We start from the raw sequence: 16,798 nt of genomic DNA, 5'->3' as shown, positions 1-16,798 counted from the left end.
GATAAGGCTGGGTCCGGGACGAGTCAAGGATTGGCCGTTCAAAAAATTTCAGGCGACATGATTATCGGCGGCTGATGACAGGCAACGAACGGCGGCCGGGCCGGAACGTTTGCCTGCCTATTGCATGAAGCGGTCGGAATTTGGGCAGATCCGATATCGAGGATTTGCCTGGTCTCGCTGCCCGATCCGGTTGTTATCATGAGCCTCGGGGTCGGCAGGCCCTGACGCTGATGTCCCGTGGACCGTCTCCTCGGCATGAGGGAGGGGCGGGCGCCGAATCCTTGGGAATGGCGGCGATTTTCTAGGCGCGAGGCTTGTATTCTCGGCCCTTCCTTGCCATGCAAGCCGGAAACCGAGTTTGCAGGAAGCCCGCATGGCCGCAAGGATCAACAGTTTTCGGGAAATCGCAGGGCGCTATGACGTCGTGCTCTGTGACGTCTGGGGTGTTCTCCACAACGGCGTTCAGGCGTTTGCGTCGGCCTGCGAGGCCCTGGCGGAAGCGCGTGCAGCAGGGCTTACGGTTGTCCTCATCACCAATTCTCCCCGGCCAAGCCCCAGCGTCAAGGTACAGATCCGCGGGCTGGGCGTTCCCGATGAAGCCTATGATCGCATCGTCACGTCGGGCGATGTGACCCGCACCTTGATCGCCGCAGCCGACAAGAAGATTTTCTTCATCGGCGCCGAACGCGATCTGCCGTTGCTCGAAGGGCTCGGCACCGAGATCGTCTCGTCGGAAGATGCAGAGACCGTCGTCTGCGCCGGCTTCTACGACGATGAAACCGAAACGCCGGAGCACTATCGCGCGACGCTGACCGGACTTGCCAAGCGCAAGATCCCGTTCATCTGCGCCAATCCGGACCTGGTGGTCGAGCGCGGCCACCGGCTGATCCCCTGTGCCGGCGCCATCGCCAAGCTTTACGAGGAGCTCGGCGGCGAAGCCCGGATCGCCGGAAAGCCCTATATCTCCATCTACCGTGCCGCGCTGACGGAAGCCAAGGCCGTTCGCGGTCCACTCGATCTGTCGCGTGTCATCGCCGTCGGCGACGGTATGCCGACCGATGTCAAGGGCGCCCAGGATGCCGGCTTCGATCTGCTTTACATCAGTGCCGGTATTCACGCGCAAGAATACATGAACGAAAGCCGCACCGACGAGGCGAAGCTTACTGCCTTCCTGAGGAAGGAAGGTGCTTCGCCGAAGTGGTGGATGCCCAGGCTCGCCTGACGGGAAGATCGAGATGACGGTTTTTCATCGCAACGAAACCCGCGACCCGCTGCCCGAGCGTCTGCGTGGCGGCGTTGTCGCCATCGGCAATTTCGACGGTGTTCACCGCGGCCACCAATCCGTGCTGGAGCGAGCGCTGGAAGAAGCCGCGGCACGCGGCGTTCCCGCACTGGTGTTGACCTTCGAGCCGCATCCGCGCACGGTCTTTCGGCCAGACACGCCGGTCTTCCGGCTGACGCCCGCACCGCTGAAAGCCCGTATCCTCGAAGGCATGGGGTTTGGCGCCGTCATCGAATACCCGTTCGATCGCACCTTCTCCGAACTTTCCGCGTCCGATTTCATCCATCGGGTGCTCCTGGAGTGGCTGCATGCCTCGCATGTGGTCACCGGGTTCGATTTCCATTTCGGCAAGGGGCGCGAAGGCGGTCCCGCCTTTCTGATGGCGGCGGGCGGCGAAAACGGCTTCGGCGTCACCCTGGTCGACGCCTTCCGCGATGAGAATGCCTCGGTGATCTCCTCGAGCTTCATTCGCTCGCTGCTCGGCCAGGGCGACGTTTCTCACGCGGCCGGCTTGCTCGGCTATCGCTACACGGTCGAGGCCGAAGTAATCGACGGCAAAAAACTCGGGCGGACCCTCGGCTATCCCACGGCCAACATGCGTCTACCGCCCGAGGTCGAACTTAGAACCGGCATCTATGCCGTGCGCTTCCGCCGGGCTGACGGCTCGCTCTATGATGGCGTTGCCAGCTTTGGCCGGCGTCCGACCGTCGACAGCGACGGCGAGGCGTTGCTTGAAACCTTCGTCTTCGATTTTTCCGGCGATCTCTACGGCGAGGTCTGTTCGGTTTCGTTCTTCGGCCACCTGCGCGACGAGCTGAAGTTCGACGGGCTCGACCCGCTGGTGGCGCAGATCCGAAAGGACGAAGACGAGGCGAGGGCGTTGCTCTCCGGCGTCACGCCCTTGAGCGATATCGATCGCCGGATCAACTTCGCCTAAAGAAATCCGTCGCGCCGAAGCGGCGGACCTTTTCAAAAGGCCGAAAACGCCTTAAACAACCGGCCACCATGACCCGGCACCGTCGACTGACCATCGATCAGCGAATTATTGGCCCGGCTTTCCGCGCGCACTAGGCCGCCGGAAGGTCCGGGATTTCGGCGTTTCCAACGCCTCAGTCATCTCTGGAGCGCCGCGCGTCTCTTGGACACGCTAAGGTAGCTCGAACACTTTGAAGCTGCGCATGATCCTTTTCCGAAAATCGATCCCGATTTCAGGGTTATGCGCCGGATACCGAACCCTTTCGCATGCGCGATGATCCGCGCGGAAAAGACGATTGCAAAGACCATGACAGATACCGCTGAGAAGATCGACTATTCCTCCACCCTCTATCTGCCGCAGACGGAGTTTCCGATGCGTGCCGGCCTGCCGCAGAAGGAGCCCGAAACGGTTTCCCGCTGGCAGAAGATGGGTCTCTACAAGAAGCTGCGTGCCTCGGCCGCCGGTCGCGAGAAATTCGTGCTGCATGACGGCCCTCCCTACGCCAACGGCAACATCCATATCGGCCATGCGCTGAACAAGATCCTCAAGGACGTCATCAACCGCTCGTTCCAGATGCGCGGCTTCGACGCCAACTACGTGCCGGGCTGGGATTGCCACGGCCTGCCGATCGAATGGAAGATCGAGGAGAAGTATCGCGAGAAGGGCCAGAACAAGGACGAGGTCCCGGTTAACGAGTTCCGCAAGGAATGCCGCGACTTCGCTGCGGGCTGGATCCAGATCCAGGCGGAAGAGTTCAAGCGCCTCGGCATTGAGGGCGACTTCGACAACCCCTATACGACGATGAACTTCCACGCCGAAGCCCGCATCGCCGGCGAACTGATGAAAATCGCCAAGATGGGGCAGCTCTATCGCGGCTCCAAGCCGGTGATGTGGTCGGTCGTCGAGCGCACGGCGCTGGCCGAAGCCGAAGTCGAATATGCCGACGTCGAAAGCGACATGATCTGGGTGAAGTTCCCGGTCACCGAAGGCTCGGCAGATCTTGCAGGCACCTTCGTCGTGATCTGGACGACCACACCCTGGACGATCCCCGGCAACCGCGCCATCGCCTTCTCCTCGCGTTACGCCTATGGTCTCTACGAGGTTGCGACTGCAGAGAACGATTTCGGTCCGCAGCCCGGCGAAAAGCTGATCTTCGCCAAACGTCTGGCAGACGAGTCCGCCGCCAAGGCGAAGCTCACCTTCAATTTCGTCCGCGACATCGAGGGCGCTGAACTGGCCGCCGTCACCTGCGCCCATCCGCTGCATGGGCTGGGTGGCGGTTACGCGTTCAAGGTGCCGTTGCTCGATGGCGACCATGTCACCGACGACGCCGGCACCGGCTTCGTGCACACGGCGCCGAGCCACGGCCGCGAGGACTTTGACGCCTGGATGGACAATGCCCGCGCGCTTGAAGCCCGCGGCATCTCCTCGGCAATTCCGTTCACCGTCGACGACGCCGGTTATTTCACCGCCGACGCCCATGGCTTCGGCCCGGACGCCGAAGGTGGCGCCGCCGCGTGCTCGACGACAAGGGCAAGAAGGGCGATGCCAATGATCGCGTCATCAAGGCGCTGATCGCCCGTCACGCGCTGTTTGCCCGCGGCCGTCTGAAGCATTCCTATCCGCATTCCTGGCGTTCCAAGAAGCCGGTGATCTTCCGCAACACGCCGCAGTGGTTCGTCTACATGGACAAGGGCTTCGGCGACGGCACGACGCTGCGCTCGCGCGCCCTGTCGGCCATCGACGATACCCGCTTCGTCCCCGGCGCCGGCCAGAACCGCCTGCGTGCGATGATCGAGGGACGTCCGGACTGGGTGCTCTCGCGCCAGCGTGCCTGGGGCGTTCCGATCGCGATCTTTGCCGACGAGCAGGGCGAGATCCTTGTCGATGAGGCCGTCAACGCCCGCATTCTCGAAGCCTTCGAGCAGGAAGGCGCCGATGCCTGGTTCGCCGAAGGTGCCAAGGATCGCTTCCTCGGTAATGACCACGACCACGAGAAGTGGCACCAGGTCATGGACATTCTCGACGTCTGGTTCGATTCAGGCTCGACGCATACCTTCACGCTCGAAGATCGTCCGGATCTGAAGTGGCCGGCTGACGTCTATCTCGAAGGCTCCGACCAGCACCGCGGCTGGTTCCATTCGTCGCTGCTCGAATCCTGCGCAACGCGCGGCCGTGCGCCCTACAACGCCGTTGTCACTCATGGTTTCACCATGGATGAGAAGGGCGAGAAGATGTCGAAGTCGAAGGGCAACACCGTCACGCCGCAGGAAGTGATGAAGGATGCCGGCGCCGACATCCTGCGCCTCTGGGTGATGACGACGGACTATTGGGAAGATCAGCGCCTCGGCAAGACGATCATCCAGACCAACATCGACGCCTATCGCAAGCTGCGCAATACCATCCGCTGGATGCTGGGCACGCTGGCGCACGACAAGGGCGAGGAAGTCGCCCACGCCGAGCTGCCCGAGCTGGAAAAACTGATGCTGCATCGCCTGGCCGAACTCGACCAGGTCGTTCGTGAAGGTTATGACGCGTTCGACTTCAAGAGGATCGCCCGCGCTCTGATCGATTTCTCGAACGTCGAACTCTCCGCGTTCTATTTCGACGTGCGCAAGGATGCGCTCTATTGCGACGCACCGTCGAGCCTTCGTCGCCGGTCGGCGCTTGCGGTGATCCGCAAGCTGTTCGATTGCCTGGTGCTGTGGCTCGCGCCGATGCTGCCCTTCACCTGCGAAGAAGCATGGCTGTCGCGCAAGCCTGACGCTGTCTCGGTCCATCTCGAGCAGTTCCCGGCGATCCCGGCGGAATGGAAGAACGACGCCCTCGAGGCGAAGTGGGAAAAGATCCGCGCGGGCGCACGGTCGTGACCGGGGCGCTTGAAATCGAGCGTCGCGAGAAGCGTATCGGCTCGTCGCTGGAGGCGGCTCCCGTCGTCTACATCGCCGATCCGGAGCTGTTGAAGGCGCTCGAAGGCGAAGACTTCGCCGAGATCTGCATCACGTCGGCGATCACCGTCGAGGCGGGCGAGGGCCCTGCCGACGCCTTCCGTCTGCCTGAGGTCGCCAAGGTTGGCGTCGTTCCGGAGGCCGCCGTTGGCCGCAAGTGCGCCCGCTCCTGGCGGATCACGACCGATGTCGGTTCGGATGCACTCTACCCTGAGGTGTCTGCCCGCGATGCCGCCGCCCTGCGGGAACTTGGCTTCAAGGCTTAAGGGATCATTTACCGGATGAATTGCGCTTACCGCATTCATCCGGTAAAACCTGCCCGAAATTTGGCGGATTTATCCGCCATGGCGCTGAGTGGCCGCGCACGTGACGGTGGCCGGCTAGAAGGAATTTCATGGAAATGACGCGAGAGTTGCGACTGTTTGCTAGCGTTGCCGCCATTATGACGAGCGGCCTGGTACTTTCCGGCTGCATCGGCGGTCCGACCTACGGCACCGACAAATCGGCTGGCGAGCAGTTGATCGACGATCTCGGAAGCGCTGTGAGCTTTACCCCGACGAAGCGTGATCCGGTCAAGTACCAGCCGCGCCCCGGCCTGGTGCTGCCGCCTACCGGCCAGCAGACCGCCCTCGTGGAGCCGCAGAAGTCGCTCGCCAGTCGCGAAGCCAATCCGGAGTGGGTCGAATCTCCGGAAGAGGCGCGCAACCGTCTGCGCGAAGAAGCCGACGCCAACAAGGACAACCCAAACTACGTCTCGCCACTCGCAAAGGCCAGCGCCAATGGCCGCCGCCTTTCGGCCAAGGAGCAGCAGCAAGCCTATCGCGACGCGCGCAAGATCGAGATGGGTGCCTACGCCGACAAGCGCCGCTTCCTGAGCGATCCGCCGCTCGAATACCGCCGCCTTCCGGAAGCTTCGGAAGCCGACCTTGGTGAGCCGGAAAAGCTCAAGGAGCGCCGCCGCAAGAAGGAAGCGCAGATCAAGAATTCCGGCAGCAAGTGGTACTGGCCCTTTTAAACCATGACGATCAGCATTCGCGACGCGCGACCGGAAGACGCGGAAACCATCCTGCGCTTCATCACAGAACTGGCCACCTACGAGAAGGCGCCCGACGAAGTCGAGGCGACGGTCGAGCAGTTGCAGGCCTCGCTCTTTGGCCCGGATGCGCTCACCCGTGCGGTGATCTGCGAGAAGGACGGAAAGCCGGCTGGCTTTGCCATGTGGTTCTACAACTACTCCACCTGGCAGGCGCGCAAGGGGCTTTATCTCGAAGACCTCTACGTAACGCCGGATTGCCGCGGCTCCGGCGCGGGCAAGATGCTGTTGAAGCATCTCGCCAAGATCGCCGTCGAGGAAGGCTGTGGTCGTTTCGAATGGAGCGTGCTCGATTGGAACGAGCCGGCAATCCGCGTTTACGAAGCCGTCGGCGCCGAACCGATGTCGGAGTGGACGCGCTACCGGCTTGCGGGTGCGGCGCTAGAGTCTTTCGCAGCCGGCTGAGAGTTCGCTCACTTAGCGTTTCCCGGCAAAAAAATCCCTGAGAATGTCAGCGGCTTCGCGCTCGGCAAGCCCGGAATAGACATCGGGCACGTGGTGGCATGTCGGCGAGCCGTAAAAGCGCACGCCGCTATCGACCGCGCCACCCTTGGGGTCTTCGGCGCCGTAGTAGAGGCGACGGATGCGGGCAAAGGAAATCGCTGCCGCGCACATGGTGCAGGGCTCCAGGGTGACATAGAGGTCGGCGCCCGTCAGCCGTTCGTCGTTGAGCACCATGGACGCTTCGCGGATCGCAACGACCTCGGCATGGGCGGTGATATCGTTGAGTTCGCGGGTTCGGTTTCCGGCGCGCGCGATGATCTCGCCGTTGAAAACGACGACGGCGCCGATCGGCACCTCGCCACGTTGGCCCGCCTTTTTGGCCTCTTCGAGGGCCGCATCCATGAAGCGTGTCGTATCAGCCATCGCTCAAACAATAATTTCTCTTAACCCACGGGCTCCGACCTGATAGGACAGCCGCAAAAGGCAGGCAACACAAATGACATCCAAAGACAAGCCCACGCGGCCTGGCGGCAAGCCCGCTGGCCGGGACAAGAAACCTCAATTCGCTGGCAAGAAGGCGGCAGCGCCTGAAGCCGGTGCCTCGCGGCCGCCCAAGGCAGGCCCGAAGCCCGCCGCCGCAAGCAGCGACGAGCCGCAGCGCATCTCCAAAATCCTGGCGCGCGCCGGCGTTGCCTCGCGCCGCGATATCGAACGCATGATCATGGAAGGTCGGGTGAAGCTCAACGGCGTCATTCTCGACACGCCTGTTGTCAACGCGACACTGGCCGACAGCATCGAAGTCGACGGAAATCCGATCCGCGGCATCGAGCGCACCCGTCTGTGGCTCTACCACAAGCCGGCCGGACTGGTGACCACCAATGCCGACCCGGAGGGCCGCCCGACGGTCTTTGACAACCTGCCGGACGAGCTGCCGCGCGTTCTATCGATCGGCCGCCTCGACATCAACACCGAAGGCCTGCTGCTTTTGACCAACGACGGCGGGCTTGCCCGCGTGCTCGAACTTCCGTCGACCGGCTGGCTGCGCCGCTATCGCGTGCGCGCCCATGGCGAAATCGACCAGGACGAACTGGACAAGCTGAAGGACGGCATTGCCGTCGACGGCGTGCTTTACGGCGGCATCGAAGCGACGCTCGACCGTGTGCAGGGTTCGAACGTCTGGATCACGATGGGTCTGCGCGAAGGCAAGAACCGTGAGATCAAGAACGTGCTCGGCGCGCTCGGGCTCGACGTCAACCGCCTTATCCGTATCTCCTACGGCCCGTTCCAGCTCGGCGAATTGCCGGAAGGCCATGTGCAGGAAATCCGTGGCCGGACGCTGCGCGACCAGCTCGGCCCGCGCCTGATCGAAGACGCCAAGGCGAACTTCGACGCGCCGCTCTACAACGATCAGTCGGCAACCCTTCCTGGCGAAGCGCCGGAAGGCGAAGCCTCCGACACCCGCAAGCCCGAGCGTGCCAACCGCTGGGAAAAGCCGGAAGACAAGCGCGAGCGCGCGCTTTCCCGTCTTGATACCCGTCGTGACGACCGCCGCGACGGTGGCCGTGGCAAGGATGGGCCGCGTGGTAAGGAAGGTCCCCGCGGCAAGGGTGGCCCCCGCGAAGAGCGCGGCGACGCCAAGTTCGAGGATCGGCCGAAGCGCACGCCGGCGCAACGCGCCCGCACGGCCAATGTGTGGATGGCGCCCGGTGCGCGTCCGCTGGCCGAGAAGAAGCCGAAGTCCGCTGAAGGCGATGCCTCGGCAACGCCGGCCCGTCGCGAGCGCCCGGATGGCGCTCCGAAGACCAAACGCTACGGCCGCACGAAGGATGGATTTGCGACGAAGTCATCCGGCAAGTTCGATCCCGACCGCAAGGGCGGTGCGCCCAGGGACTTCGACCGTCCGGCTTCCGCCGCACCGGTCAAGCGCCGGGATGAAGAGGGCGAATGGATCAGCGCCAGCGAACCCGCACGCCGCGGCAAGGATGAAGGCCGTGATGGCGGCTTCGGCCGGCGCAAGTCGGGCGATGCCGGAGACCGCAGGTCGCGCGATCACGGTGATCGTCCCCCGCGTCGCGAAGGCGGCGATCGGCCGGCCCGTTCAGAAGGAGGACCGCGCAGCTTCTCCGACAAGCCGCGGTTCCCGCGCGCTGAAGGCGACCGGCCTGCACGTCGCGAAGATGGCGACGCCCACGTGGCGATCGGCCTGCCCGCGCCGAAGGTGGTCCGCGCAGCTATTCCGACAAGCCGAGAACCCCGCGCGCCGAGGGCGATCGTCCGCCACGCCGCGAAGGCGGTGACCGCCCGTTCGGCGATAAGCCTCGCGGTAAGTCCTTCGGTGGCAAGCCATCCGGCGGCAAATCCTTTGGTGAACGCTCGGGTGGTCCGCGTGGCGGCAAGCCCGGTGGCGGAAAACCGGCTGGCGGCGGCGGCAGGCCCGGTGGTGGCGGCCGTCCCGGTGGCGGTGGGCGCCCGGCCGGCGGCAAGCCGCGCGGCAGAGGAAACTAAGCGGTCGTGCGCATTGTCGGCGGAGAGTTCCGTGGCCGCAGTCTGGCTACGCCCAAGTCGAATGATATCCGTCCGACCACCGACCGGACGCGCGAAAGCCTGTTCAACATCCTGAGCCATTCGTATCCGGAGGCTCTCGATGGCACCCGGGTGCTGGATCTTTTTGCCGGCACCGGAGCCGTGGGCCTCGAGGCCCTGTCGCGGGGGTGCCGTCAGGCACTCTTCGTCGAACAGGGCGTCGAGGGCAGGGGTCTCCTGCAGAACAATATCGAGGCGTTCGGCCTGCAAGGTCGCGCCAAGGTCTTCCGCAGGGATGCGACCAGCCTCGGTTCCGTCGGCACGATGGAGCCGTTCCACCTGGTCTTTGCAGATCCACCCTACGCGATGGGATTGGGAGAGAAGGCGTTGGCGTCGGCGGCTCTCGGCAATTGGCTGGTTCCGAATGCCCTTGTCGTGCTGGAGGAGCGTGCCGACGTTCAGCCTGCGCCAACAGCCGTTTTCGAGCGGCTGGACGTCAGGGTGTTCGGCGATACACGCATGCATTTCTACCGCTTCCGTGGCGTCTGACGTCACACTTTTGATTCGCTTGCAAAGTTAGACTGCCGGCTGAACTGAGGTGCAGGTCGATGAAGCAGGACGTTTCCACCGCGGATATTTCGCCGGTCAGCGCGAGCGAACCGTCGGTCGCGCTGGCGCTTGGCGGCGGCGGTGCCCGCGGGCTCGCCCATATCCATGTCATCGAGGCTTTCGACGAGTTGGGCATTCGCCCTGTTGTCATCGCCGGCTCGTCGATCGGCGCCATCATGGGCGCCGGTATGGCGGCGGGCCTCAGCGGCAAGGAAATCCGGGAACACACGCTTGCGACGGTTGGCCACCGCCGCGAGGTCGTCAATCGCCTGTGGCAGTTGCGACCGGCTAGCTGGTCGGAAGCGATGACCAACGGCTTTCGTTTCGGTCAGTTCAACATCGAGCGCGTCTTGAAGGCGTTCCTGCCCGAAGCCATCCCCGCGACGTTTTCAGAACTGGATATTCCGCTCAAAGTTGTCGTTACCGACTACTATGGCCAGACCGAGCACATCTGCGCGACAGGCGACCTGCAGAAGGCGCTGGCGGCGTCCGCAGCCCTGCCTGCGGTCTTCATGCCGGTCAAGATCGACGGCCGGGTGATGATCGATGGCGGCATCTACAATCCCATCCCCTTCGATCATCTTCGCGGCCTTGCTGAGATCGTCGTCGGCGTCGATGTCGTCGGCGGCCCGGACGGTGATGGCGAGACGATCCCCAGCCGCATCGACAGCCTGTTCGGCGCCAGCCAGCTGATGATGCAGTCGATCATCGCCATGAAACTGAAGGAAGGTGCGCCGGATATCCTGCTGCGGCCGGATGTCGGCCGCTATCGGGTGATGGATTTTCTGCGCGCAAAGGAAGTCCTGGCGGCGACCGCCGGCATCAAGGATCAGTTCAAGCGGACGCTTGAGGAGCGAATGAAGGTGGCCGGCGTCTCCGGATAAGGCTGTCGGCCGGTCGCCGTTTCTGTTAGAGCGACAGAGCCGCAGAAACGCTCTATCTCCCTATTTTAACACATTGCCTGACGGAAAACCGCTTCGCCTTTTCCTGGAAATGTTCTAGGCGCTTTCCCGCTCGTCAGCCGGCAATCCCGGCAGGATGCTCTCGCCCGTTTCCGAGGAATGATCGACGTCGCGCTTGGGCTTGACCAGCGGCTCGGGACGCACGGGCTGCGAATGCAGCATGTCGCGCCCGGCGGTGATGCCCTCTGCCTCCTGCAGCACCAGGCGGGCCTCGTCGCGCTTGCGGATATCGTCCATGATGGCGAGCGCCTCTTCGTTGCCGACGCCCAGCGCCTCCAGCGTCTTTCGACCGAAGAGCAGGCCGGACTCGAAGGTTTCGCGCAGCTCGTAGTCGACGCCCTTCGCCCTCAGTTCGAGCGTATGCAGCCGGTCGTAGGATCGCGCGAAGATACGGGCGTCCGGATATTCGGCCTGAACCAGATCGACGATCCGGTCGGTCGTTTCCTTCTTTTGCGTGCAGATGGCGATGAGCTTCGCCCGCTCGATGCCGGCGGCACGCAGCACGTCGAGCCGGTTGCCGTCGCCGAAGTAGATCCGGAAGCCGAAGGTCGCCGCCTGGCGAACACGCGCGGCCGAGTGGTCGATGATCGTCACGTCGCGACCGCCGGCAAGCAGGATCTGCGCGGCGATCTGGCCGAAACGCGAAAAGCCGATCATCAGCACGTCGGCATCAGCACCTTCGAAGTCCTCCTCCATTTCGTCGGCCATCTCGTCCTGTTCGCGCATGAGGCGCGGGGCGAGCATGGAGGCGATCGGGGTCAGCGCCATCGAAAGCGTAACGATGGCGACGAGCAGCGATGCGCTGCCCGGCGAGAAGACGCCAGCGACCGCTCCAGCAGTAAACAGGACGAAGCCGAATTCGCCGCCTTGCGGCAAGAGCAAGCTGACGCGCACCGCATCGTTGTGATGCGAGGCGGCCAGGCGGCAGAGCCAGTAGAGGATGAAGCTCTTCACCAGCATCAGCAGAGGTACGGCAACAATGATCACCAGGTAATTGTCGATGATCACGTCAAGTTGCAGCGACAGGCCCACGGCCATGAAGAACAGGGCTTGCAGGATGCCGCGAAAGGGCTCGATATCGGCCTCAAGTTCATGGCGATAGGAGGATTCTGCCAGGAGCACGCCGGCAAGGAAGGCGCCCATGGCCATGGAAAGGCCGGCCATCTGCATCAGCGTTGCCGCTCCCATGACCACCAGCAGGGCGGCGGCAATCATCACGTCGCGCGCGCCGGTTCGGGCGATGATCTGGAACAGTGGGTTGAGTAGATAGCGGCCTGCGGCCACAAGGACCGCAACCGCTGTGATGGCGATGGCAAAGTCTTCGAGTGGCGGCGTCGTATCCTCCGGCGCTTGCGCCGCCAGAAGCGGGATCAGCGCAAGCAGCGGGACAATCGCCAGATCCTGCAGCAGAAGGATCGAGAAGGCGCGTTGGCCGAAGCGCGTATTGCGGTCGTTGCCCTCATCGAGAATCTGCATGGCAAAGGCCGTGGACGACAGCGCTAAGCCGAAGCCGGCGACGATGCTTCCGGCATGATCGAGCAGTCCGGTCAGGGCGATCCCGTAGGACAGGACCACACCGGTGATGAGGACTTGCGCCGTGCCGAGACCGAAGATGTCGCGCCGCAGCTGCCAAAGCCGCGACGGCTTCAGTTCCAGCCCGATGATGAAGAGCAGGAAGACGACGCCGAGTTCGGAACCGTGCAGGATCTCTTCGCCATCGGTGATGCTCTGGGCAACCGGGCCGATCAGGATCCCGGCCGCGAGATAGCCGAGGATCGTGCCAAGCCCGAGACGCTTGAACAGTGGCGCCGCGATGACTGCGCCCCCGAGCAATATCAACGCCTGGGAGTAGATGATCGGGGTCGTCGTCATGCTGATTGCTTTCGATATGGCCTCGTCCTGCCCAGGCAGGCAGAGGTTTCGGCGGGAGTGTCATTGCAGTGTATGGGGCAGTGTATGGGCGGGAATCATGCCAATGCCCTTGATGCATGCTTCAGTGCACAATAAATGGGGCAGGAATGAAAGGCCACATCATGTCAGAAACGATCGATTCCGCCTCCCTCGAAAAACGCGCCGCCGAACTGGTGGATCTTGCCCGCAAGGCAGGTGCCGACGCCGCTGACGCCGTCGTCGTTCGCGGGCGCTCCCGTTCCGTCTCGGTTCGCCTCGGCAAGGTCGAAGCAACCGAAGCATCCGAAAGCGACGACTTCTCGCTGCGCGTCTTTGTCGGCAACCGCGTCGCCAGCGTTTCGGCCAATCCCGGGTTCGACCTGAAGGTGCTCGCCGAGCGGGCCGTGGCGATGGCCAAGGCATCGCCCGAAGATCCCTTCGCTTCGCTTGCCGATCCGGACCGGCTGGCGAAATGCTACCCGGATCTCGAGCTTTTCGACGATCGCGAAGTTTCGACGGACGCCCTGACCGAGGCGGCACTCGCCGCGGAAGAGGCTGCCCTTGCGGTGTCTGGTGTCACCAACTCCAGCGGCGCAGGTGCCTCCGCCGGCATGGGCGGGCTCGTGCTCGTGACCTCGCATGGTTTCTCCGGCTCCTACATGGCGACCCGCTTCGGCCGTTCGGTGAGCGCGATTGCCGGCGAAGGCACGAAGATGGAGCGCGACTACGACTACGACAGCCGCATCTACTTCGACGAATTGCGTGCTGCCGAAGAAATCGGCCGGCTTGCGGGCGAGCGTGCCGTCGCGCGGATCAACCCCCGCCAGGTGCCGACTGCCAGGAATGTCACTGTTGTTTTCGATCCGCGCATGGCGCGCGGCTTCGTCGGGCATATCGCCGGCGCCATCAACGGCGCATCCGTCGCGCGCAAGACCAGTTTCCTGCGCGATATGATGGGCAAGCAGGTCATGAAGGCCGGCCTGTCGGTGACGGACGACCCCTTGATCGTCCGTGGCTCCTCTTCGCGTCCGTTCGACGGCGAAGGCGTCAGCGGCTCCAAGCTGACGATGGTCGAGGATGGCGTGCTGAACCATTGGTTTCTGTCGACCTCCGCGGCGCGCGAACTCGGTCTTGAGACCAACGGCCGCGGCGTGCGCGGCGGCCCGACGGTCAATCCGGCTTCCACCAACCTGGCGCTCGAACCGGGTTCGGTTTCACGCGAAGACCTGATCCGCAGTGTCGGAACCGGCTTCTACGTGACCGAGCTGATCGGCCAGGGCGTCAATATGGTGACCGGCGAATATAGCCGCGGCGCCTCAGGCTTCTGGATCGAGAACGGTGAGCTGACTTTTGCCGTGTCCGAGGTCACGATCGCGTCCAACCTCAAGCAGATGTTCATGGCGATCACGCCGGCCGACGACATCGACAGGAAGTTCGGCGTTGCCGCACCGACACTCGCCATCGAAGGCATGACGCTCGCCGGCCTCTGAGCTGCTGACGTCGATGCCATGACAAAAACGTTCGGCCGTATGCCGACGCATAAGGATTTGAATGTCAGACAAAGCACCATCGATCGCGACGTGGAAGGAGGATCTGGATCTGATCCTTTCCGCCGCGATCGCCGCCGGCGAAACGGCTTTGACTTACTTTCGGAACGAGCCCGATGTGCGCTGGAAAAACGAGGGGCGTTCGCCGGTCAGCGAGGCCGATATCGCCGCCAACGACATCCTTAGGGACCGCCTGCTGGGCGCCCGGCCGCACTACGGCTGGCTGTCGGAAGAGACGGACGACGATGAGAGCCGTCTCACCCGCGAAACGGTCTTCGTCATCGACCCGATCGACGGTACCCGCGCCTTCATCGCCGGCAAGGATCTCTGGTGCGTCAGCGTCGCTGTCGTCCACCGTGGCCTGCCGGTTGCCGGTGTGCTCTATGCGCCGGCGCTCGACGAGCTGTTTCAGGCAACCGTGGATGGTCCGGCGCTGAAGAACGGTGCGGGCATTCGCGTGCGCGACGTCCACGATGGCGAAGCGCTGCATGTGGCGGTCGCCGAAGACGTCGTCTCGGCCCTAGCACCGTCCTATCGCAACGGCATCGTGCGGGTACCGCATGTGCCTTCGCTCGCCTACAGGCTGGCAATGGTTGCGGACGGGCGGATCGACGGCACGGTGGTCAAGAAGAACTCACATGACTGGGATCTCGCCGCCGCCGACCTCATCCTCGAAAGGGCGGGCGGGGCGCTCAATACGCTTGAATCTCGGGCCCTGTCCTACAATCGCCCCAATGTCGTTCATGGGCTTCTTTGCGCGGCGTCGAAGGCGACGTTGCCGGGATTGCTTGCTGCCTCAAGGACCCTTGAGGGCCATTGACCTTTCTGGCCGAATGCCGCAAACCAACGCCCATACCCTAAAAAAAATGGAACTCCAATGGCTCACGACTCCGAGAAGAAACAACGTCTGCATTTGGTCTTTGGTGGTGAACTGACCACACTCACCGATGTTCATTTCCGTGACCTGGACAAGCTCGATATCGTCGGCATTTATCCTGACTACGAAAGCGCCCACATTGCCTGGAAGTCGAAGGCCCATATGACCGTCGACAACGCCCATATGCGTTATTTCATCGTTCACATGCATCGCCTGCTCGATCCGGAAAACGATTGATGCCGATGCCTTGGGCATGCGTGGCGCGTTCCCGCGCGCGCGCTGCGTCTGACCTTCGCCCGAGCTTTCCATTGGGCTGGGGATTGAGGCCATGAGCAGCTTTCGCGCCCGGCTGGCGCTCTCCAGCTATCGCTGGATTGGTTCGGCGATCTATCCGTTCGTGTGGTCCTATCTTGCCCTGCGCGCTGCGAAGGGCAAGGAGGACCCGGCGCGCCGCCGCGAGCGTTACGGCCATGCCAGCGTGCCGCGTCCGCAAGGTCCGCTCGTCTGGTTCCACGCTGCAAGCGTCGGAGAGACCAATGCGGTCATCCCGCTGATCAAGGAAATCCATCGCCGCGGTATCAATGTCGTGCTGACGACCGGCACGAAGACGTCGGCGCGGGTCGCGGCTGGGCGTCTGGGCGAGGCGGTCATTCACCAATACGTGCCGCTCGATTTCAAGCCGGCGGTCAATCGTTTCCTCGAATACTGGCAGCCGGATCTGGCCATCATCGCCGAATCCGAGATCTGGCCGATGACCATCCTGGAACTTGGGCGACGCCATATCCCGCAGGTTCTGGTCAACGGCCGCCTGTCCGACCGCACATTCGCCCGCTGGAAGAAACGGCCGGCGCTCGCCGATGCACTGTTTGAGAACCTCGCGCTCGTCATCGCCCAATCGGATGTCGATGCCGAGCGGTTTCGCACGCTCGGTGCTCTGCCGGTAATGGTATCGGGTAACCTGAAGGTCGATACCGACGCGCCGCCGCACGACCCGCAGGCGTTGAAGGAATATCGCCAGCAGATCGGCACGCGCAAAACCTGGGCGGCGATCTCGACCTTCGACGGCGAGGAAAATGCTGCCGGCGTCGTGCATCGTGCCCTCAAGGAGCGCACCGGTCTGTTGACCATCGTCTGCCGCGGCACCCCGAGCGCAGCGATGCGATCGAGGCGGCGCTAACGGCCAAGGGGCTGAAAGTTGCGCGTCGCACCCGTCGCGATCCGCTGACATCAGACGTCGATATTTTCCTTGGCGACACGATCGGCGAGATGGGGCTCTATCTGCGCCTGACCGAGGTGGCCTTTGTCGGACGCTCGCTGTTTGCCGAAGGCGGGCAGAATCCGCTGGAGCCGGCAATGCTCGGCTGCGCCGTTCTTTCGGGTGGCAACGTCCAGAATTTCCGCGAGACCTACCAGATGCTCGCCAAGAACGGCAGCGCCAAGATCGTCCGCGATACCGAGATGCTGGCAAAGGGCGTCAACTACCTGCTCGCCAACGACGACATGCGTCGTTCGATGATCGATGCCGGCCTCGAAACCGTGCAAGAGATGCGCGGAGCGCTGTCGGCGACGATGAAGGGGCTCGAGCCCTATATCAATCCGCTCGTCGTCAAGGCGCGGCTCGAACCGCGCAACGACATCTGACCACAC

The 16,798-nt window shown here is 63.3% G+C and carries 11 protein-coding genes and 3 pseudogenes; 12 read left to right on the top strand and 2 right to left on the bottom strand.

The features are described from left to right. Positions 1-373: 373 nt before the first annotated feature. The 5 genes and pseudogenes from BKP54_RS11830 to BKP54_RS11810 all read left to right on the top strand — a co-directional run bounded on the left by BKP54_RS11830 (position 374) and on the right by BKP54_RS11810 (position 6,704). Positions 374-1,222 carry a TIGR01459 family HAD-type hydrolase gene (locus BKP54_RS11830; protein ID WP_025426058.1) on the top strand — a complete coding sequence of 283 codons (849 nt, stop codon included), beginning with the start codon at positions 374-376 and terminating at the stop codon, positions 1,220-1,222. Positions 1,223-1,235: 13 nt separating this feature from the next. Continuing rightward, positions 1,236-2,219, top strand: coding sequence for a bifunctional riboflavin kinase/FAD synthetase (locus tag BKP54_RS11825; RefSeq protein ID WP_025426059.1), 984 nt, complete (start codon positions 1,236-1,238; stop codon positions 2,217-2,219). 345 nt (positions 2,220-2,564) lie between these two features. Continuing rightward, positions 2,565-5,472 (top strand): annotated as a pseudogene (ileS, locus tag BKP54_RS11820) (isoleucine--tRNA ligase). Positions 5,473-5,600: 128 nt separating this feature from the next. Then, positions 5,601-6,221, top strand: coding sequence for a hypothetical protein (locus BKP54_RS11815; RefSeq protein ID WP_025426061.1), 621 nt, complete (start codon positions 5,601-5,603; stop codon positions 6,219-6,221). A 3-nt stretch (positions 6,222-6,224) separates the two neighbouring features. Next, positions 6,225-6,704, top strand: a complete 480-nt coding sequence (locus BKP54_RS11810; RefSeq protein WP_025426062.1) for a GNAT family N-acetyltransferase — start codon at positions 6,225-6,227, stop codon at positions 6,702-6,704. 12 nt (positions 6,705-6,716) lie between these two features. Here BKP54_RS11810 and BKP54_RS11805 read toward each other — a convergent pair whose 3' ends face one another. Further along, the gene (locus BKP54_RS11805) at positions 6,717-7,166 is read right to left on the bottom strand and encodes a nucleoside deaminase (RefSeq protein WP_025426063.1); all 450 of its coding nucleotides are present in this window, start codon (positions 7,164-7,166) and stop codon (positions 6,717-6,719) included. A gap of 73 nt (positions 7,167-7,239) precedes the next feature. Between BKP54_RS11805 and BKP54_RS11800 the strand changes: the two are divergent. From BKP54_RS11800 to BKP54_RS11790, 3 genes and pseudogenes are all read left to right on the top strand, one after another. Further along, a pseudogene (locus tag BKP54_RS11800) lies at positions 7,240-9,248 on the top strand (pseudouridine synthase). Between the two features lie 6 nt (positions 9,249-9,254). Further along, positions 9,255-9,815, top strand: a complete 561-nt coding sequence (gene rsmD, locus BKP54_RS11795) for a 16S rRNA (guanine(966)-N(2))-methyltransferase RsmD (protein ID WP_025426065.1) — start codon at positions 9,255-9,257, stop codon at positions 9,813-9,815. A 59-nt stretch (positions 9,816-9,874) separates the two neighbouring features. Further along, complete coding sequence (locus tag BKP54_RS11790; protein ID WP_025426066.1) at positions 9,875-10,759, top strand: patatin-like phospholipase family protein; 885 nt, start codon at positions 9,875-9,877, stop codon at positions 10,757-10,759. 114 nt (positions 10,760-10,873) lie between these two features. Here BKP54_RS11790 and BKP54_RS11785 read toward each other — a convergent pair whose 3' ends face one another. Further along, positions 10,874-12,709 carry a monovalent cation:proton antiporter-2 (CPA2) family protein gene (locus BKP54_RS11785; protein WP_025426067.1) on the bottom strand — a complete coding sequence of 612 codons (1,836 nt, stop codon included), beginning with the start codon at positions 12,707-12,709 and terminating at the stop codon, positions 10,874-10,876. 161 nt (positions 12,710-12,870) lie between these two features. Here BKP54_RS11785 and BKP54_RS11780 point away from each other — a divergent pair, with 161 nt between their 5' ends. The 4 genes and pseudogenes from BKP54_RS11780 (at position 12,871) to waaA (ending at position 16,792) form a co-directional block, all read left to right on the top strand. Further along, positions 12,871-14,217: a TldD/PmbA family protein gene (locus tag BKP54_RS11780; RefSeq protein WP_025426068.1), complete on the top strand. Its 1,347-nt coding sequence runs from the start codon at positions 12,871-12,873 to the stop codon at positions 14,215-14,217. 61 nt (positions 14,218-14,278) lie between these two features. Further along, positions 14,279-15,094, top strand: a complete 816-nt coding sequence (locus tag BKP54_RS11775) for a 3'(2'),5'-bisphosphate nucleotidase CysQ (protein ID WP_025426069.1) — start codon at positions 14,279-14,281, stop codon at positions 15,092-15,094. Positions 15,095-15,151: 57 nt separating this feature from the next. After that, positions 15,152-15,388 (top strand): DUF4170 domain-containing protein, encoded by a 237-nt coding sequence (locus BKP54_RS11770; RefSeq protein WP_025426070.1) that lies wholly within the window; start codon positions 15,152-15,154, stop codon positions 15,386-15,388. A 91-nt stretch (positions 15,389-15,479) separates the two neighbouring features. Further along, positions 15,480-16,792 (top strand): annotated as a pseudogene (gene waaA / locus BKP54_RS11765) (lipid IV(A) 3-deoxy-D-manno-octulosonic acid transferase). Positions 16,793-16,798: the final 6 nt, after the last annotated feature.

It is taken from the genome of Ensifer sp. 1H6, from assembly GCF_001976035.1.
Classification (GTDB): Bacteria; Pseudomonadota; Alphaproteobacteria; order Rhizobiales; family Rhizobiaceae; genus Ensifer; species Ensifer canadensis.
This window is presented reverse-complemented; position numbering and strand designations above follow the sequence as displayed.

Bases quoted from the DNA above. Each gene is read 5' to 3' on its own strand.
- BKP54_RS11830 (WP_025426058.1), top strand. From the start codon at position 374: ATGGCCGCAAGGATCAACAGTTTTCGGGAAATCGCAGGGCGCTATGAC.
- BKP54_RS11825 (WP_025426059.1), top strand. From the start codon at position 1,236: ATGACGGTTTTTCATCGCAACGAAACCCGCGACCCGCTGCCCGAGCGT.
- BKP54_RS11805 (WP_025426063.1), bottom strand. From the start codon at position 7,166: ATGGCTGATACGACACGCTTCATGGATGCGGCCCTCGAAGAGGCCAAA.
- BKP54_RS11780 (WP_025426068.1), top strand. From the start codon at position 12,871: ATGTCAGAAACGATCGATTCCGCCTCCCTCGAAAAACGCGCCGCCGAA.
- BKP54_RS11785 (WP_025426067.1), bottom strand. From the start codon at position 12,709: ATGACGACGACCCCGATCATCTACTCCCAGGCGTTGATATTGCTCGGG.
- BKP54_RS11770 (WP_025426070.1), top strand. From the start codon at position 15,152: ATGGCTCACGACTCCGAGAAGAAACAACGTCTGCATTTGGTCTTTGGT.
- BKP54_RS11775 (WP_025426069.1), top strand. From the start codon at position 14,279: ATGTCAGACAAAGCACCATCGATCGCGACGTGGAAGGAGGATCTGGAT.
- BKP54_RS11790 (WP_025426066.1), top strand. From the start codon at position 9,875: ATGAAGCAGGACGTTTCCACCGCGGATATTTCGCCGGTCAGCGCGAGC.
- BKP54_RS11810 (WP_025426062.1), top strand. From the start codon at position 6,225: ATGACGATCAGCATTCGCGACGCGCGACCGGAAGACGCGGAAACCATC.
- BKP54_RS11815 (WP_025426061.1), top strand. From the start codon at position 5,601: ATGGAAATGACGCGAGAGTTGCGACTGTTTGCTAGCGTTGCCGCCATT.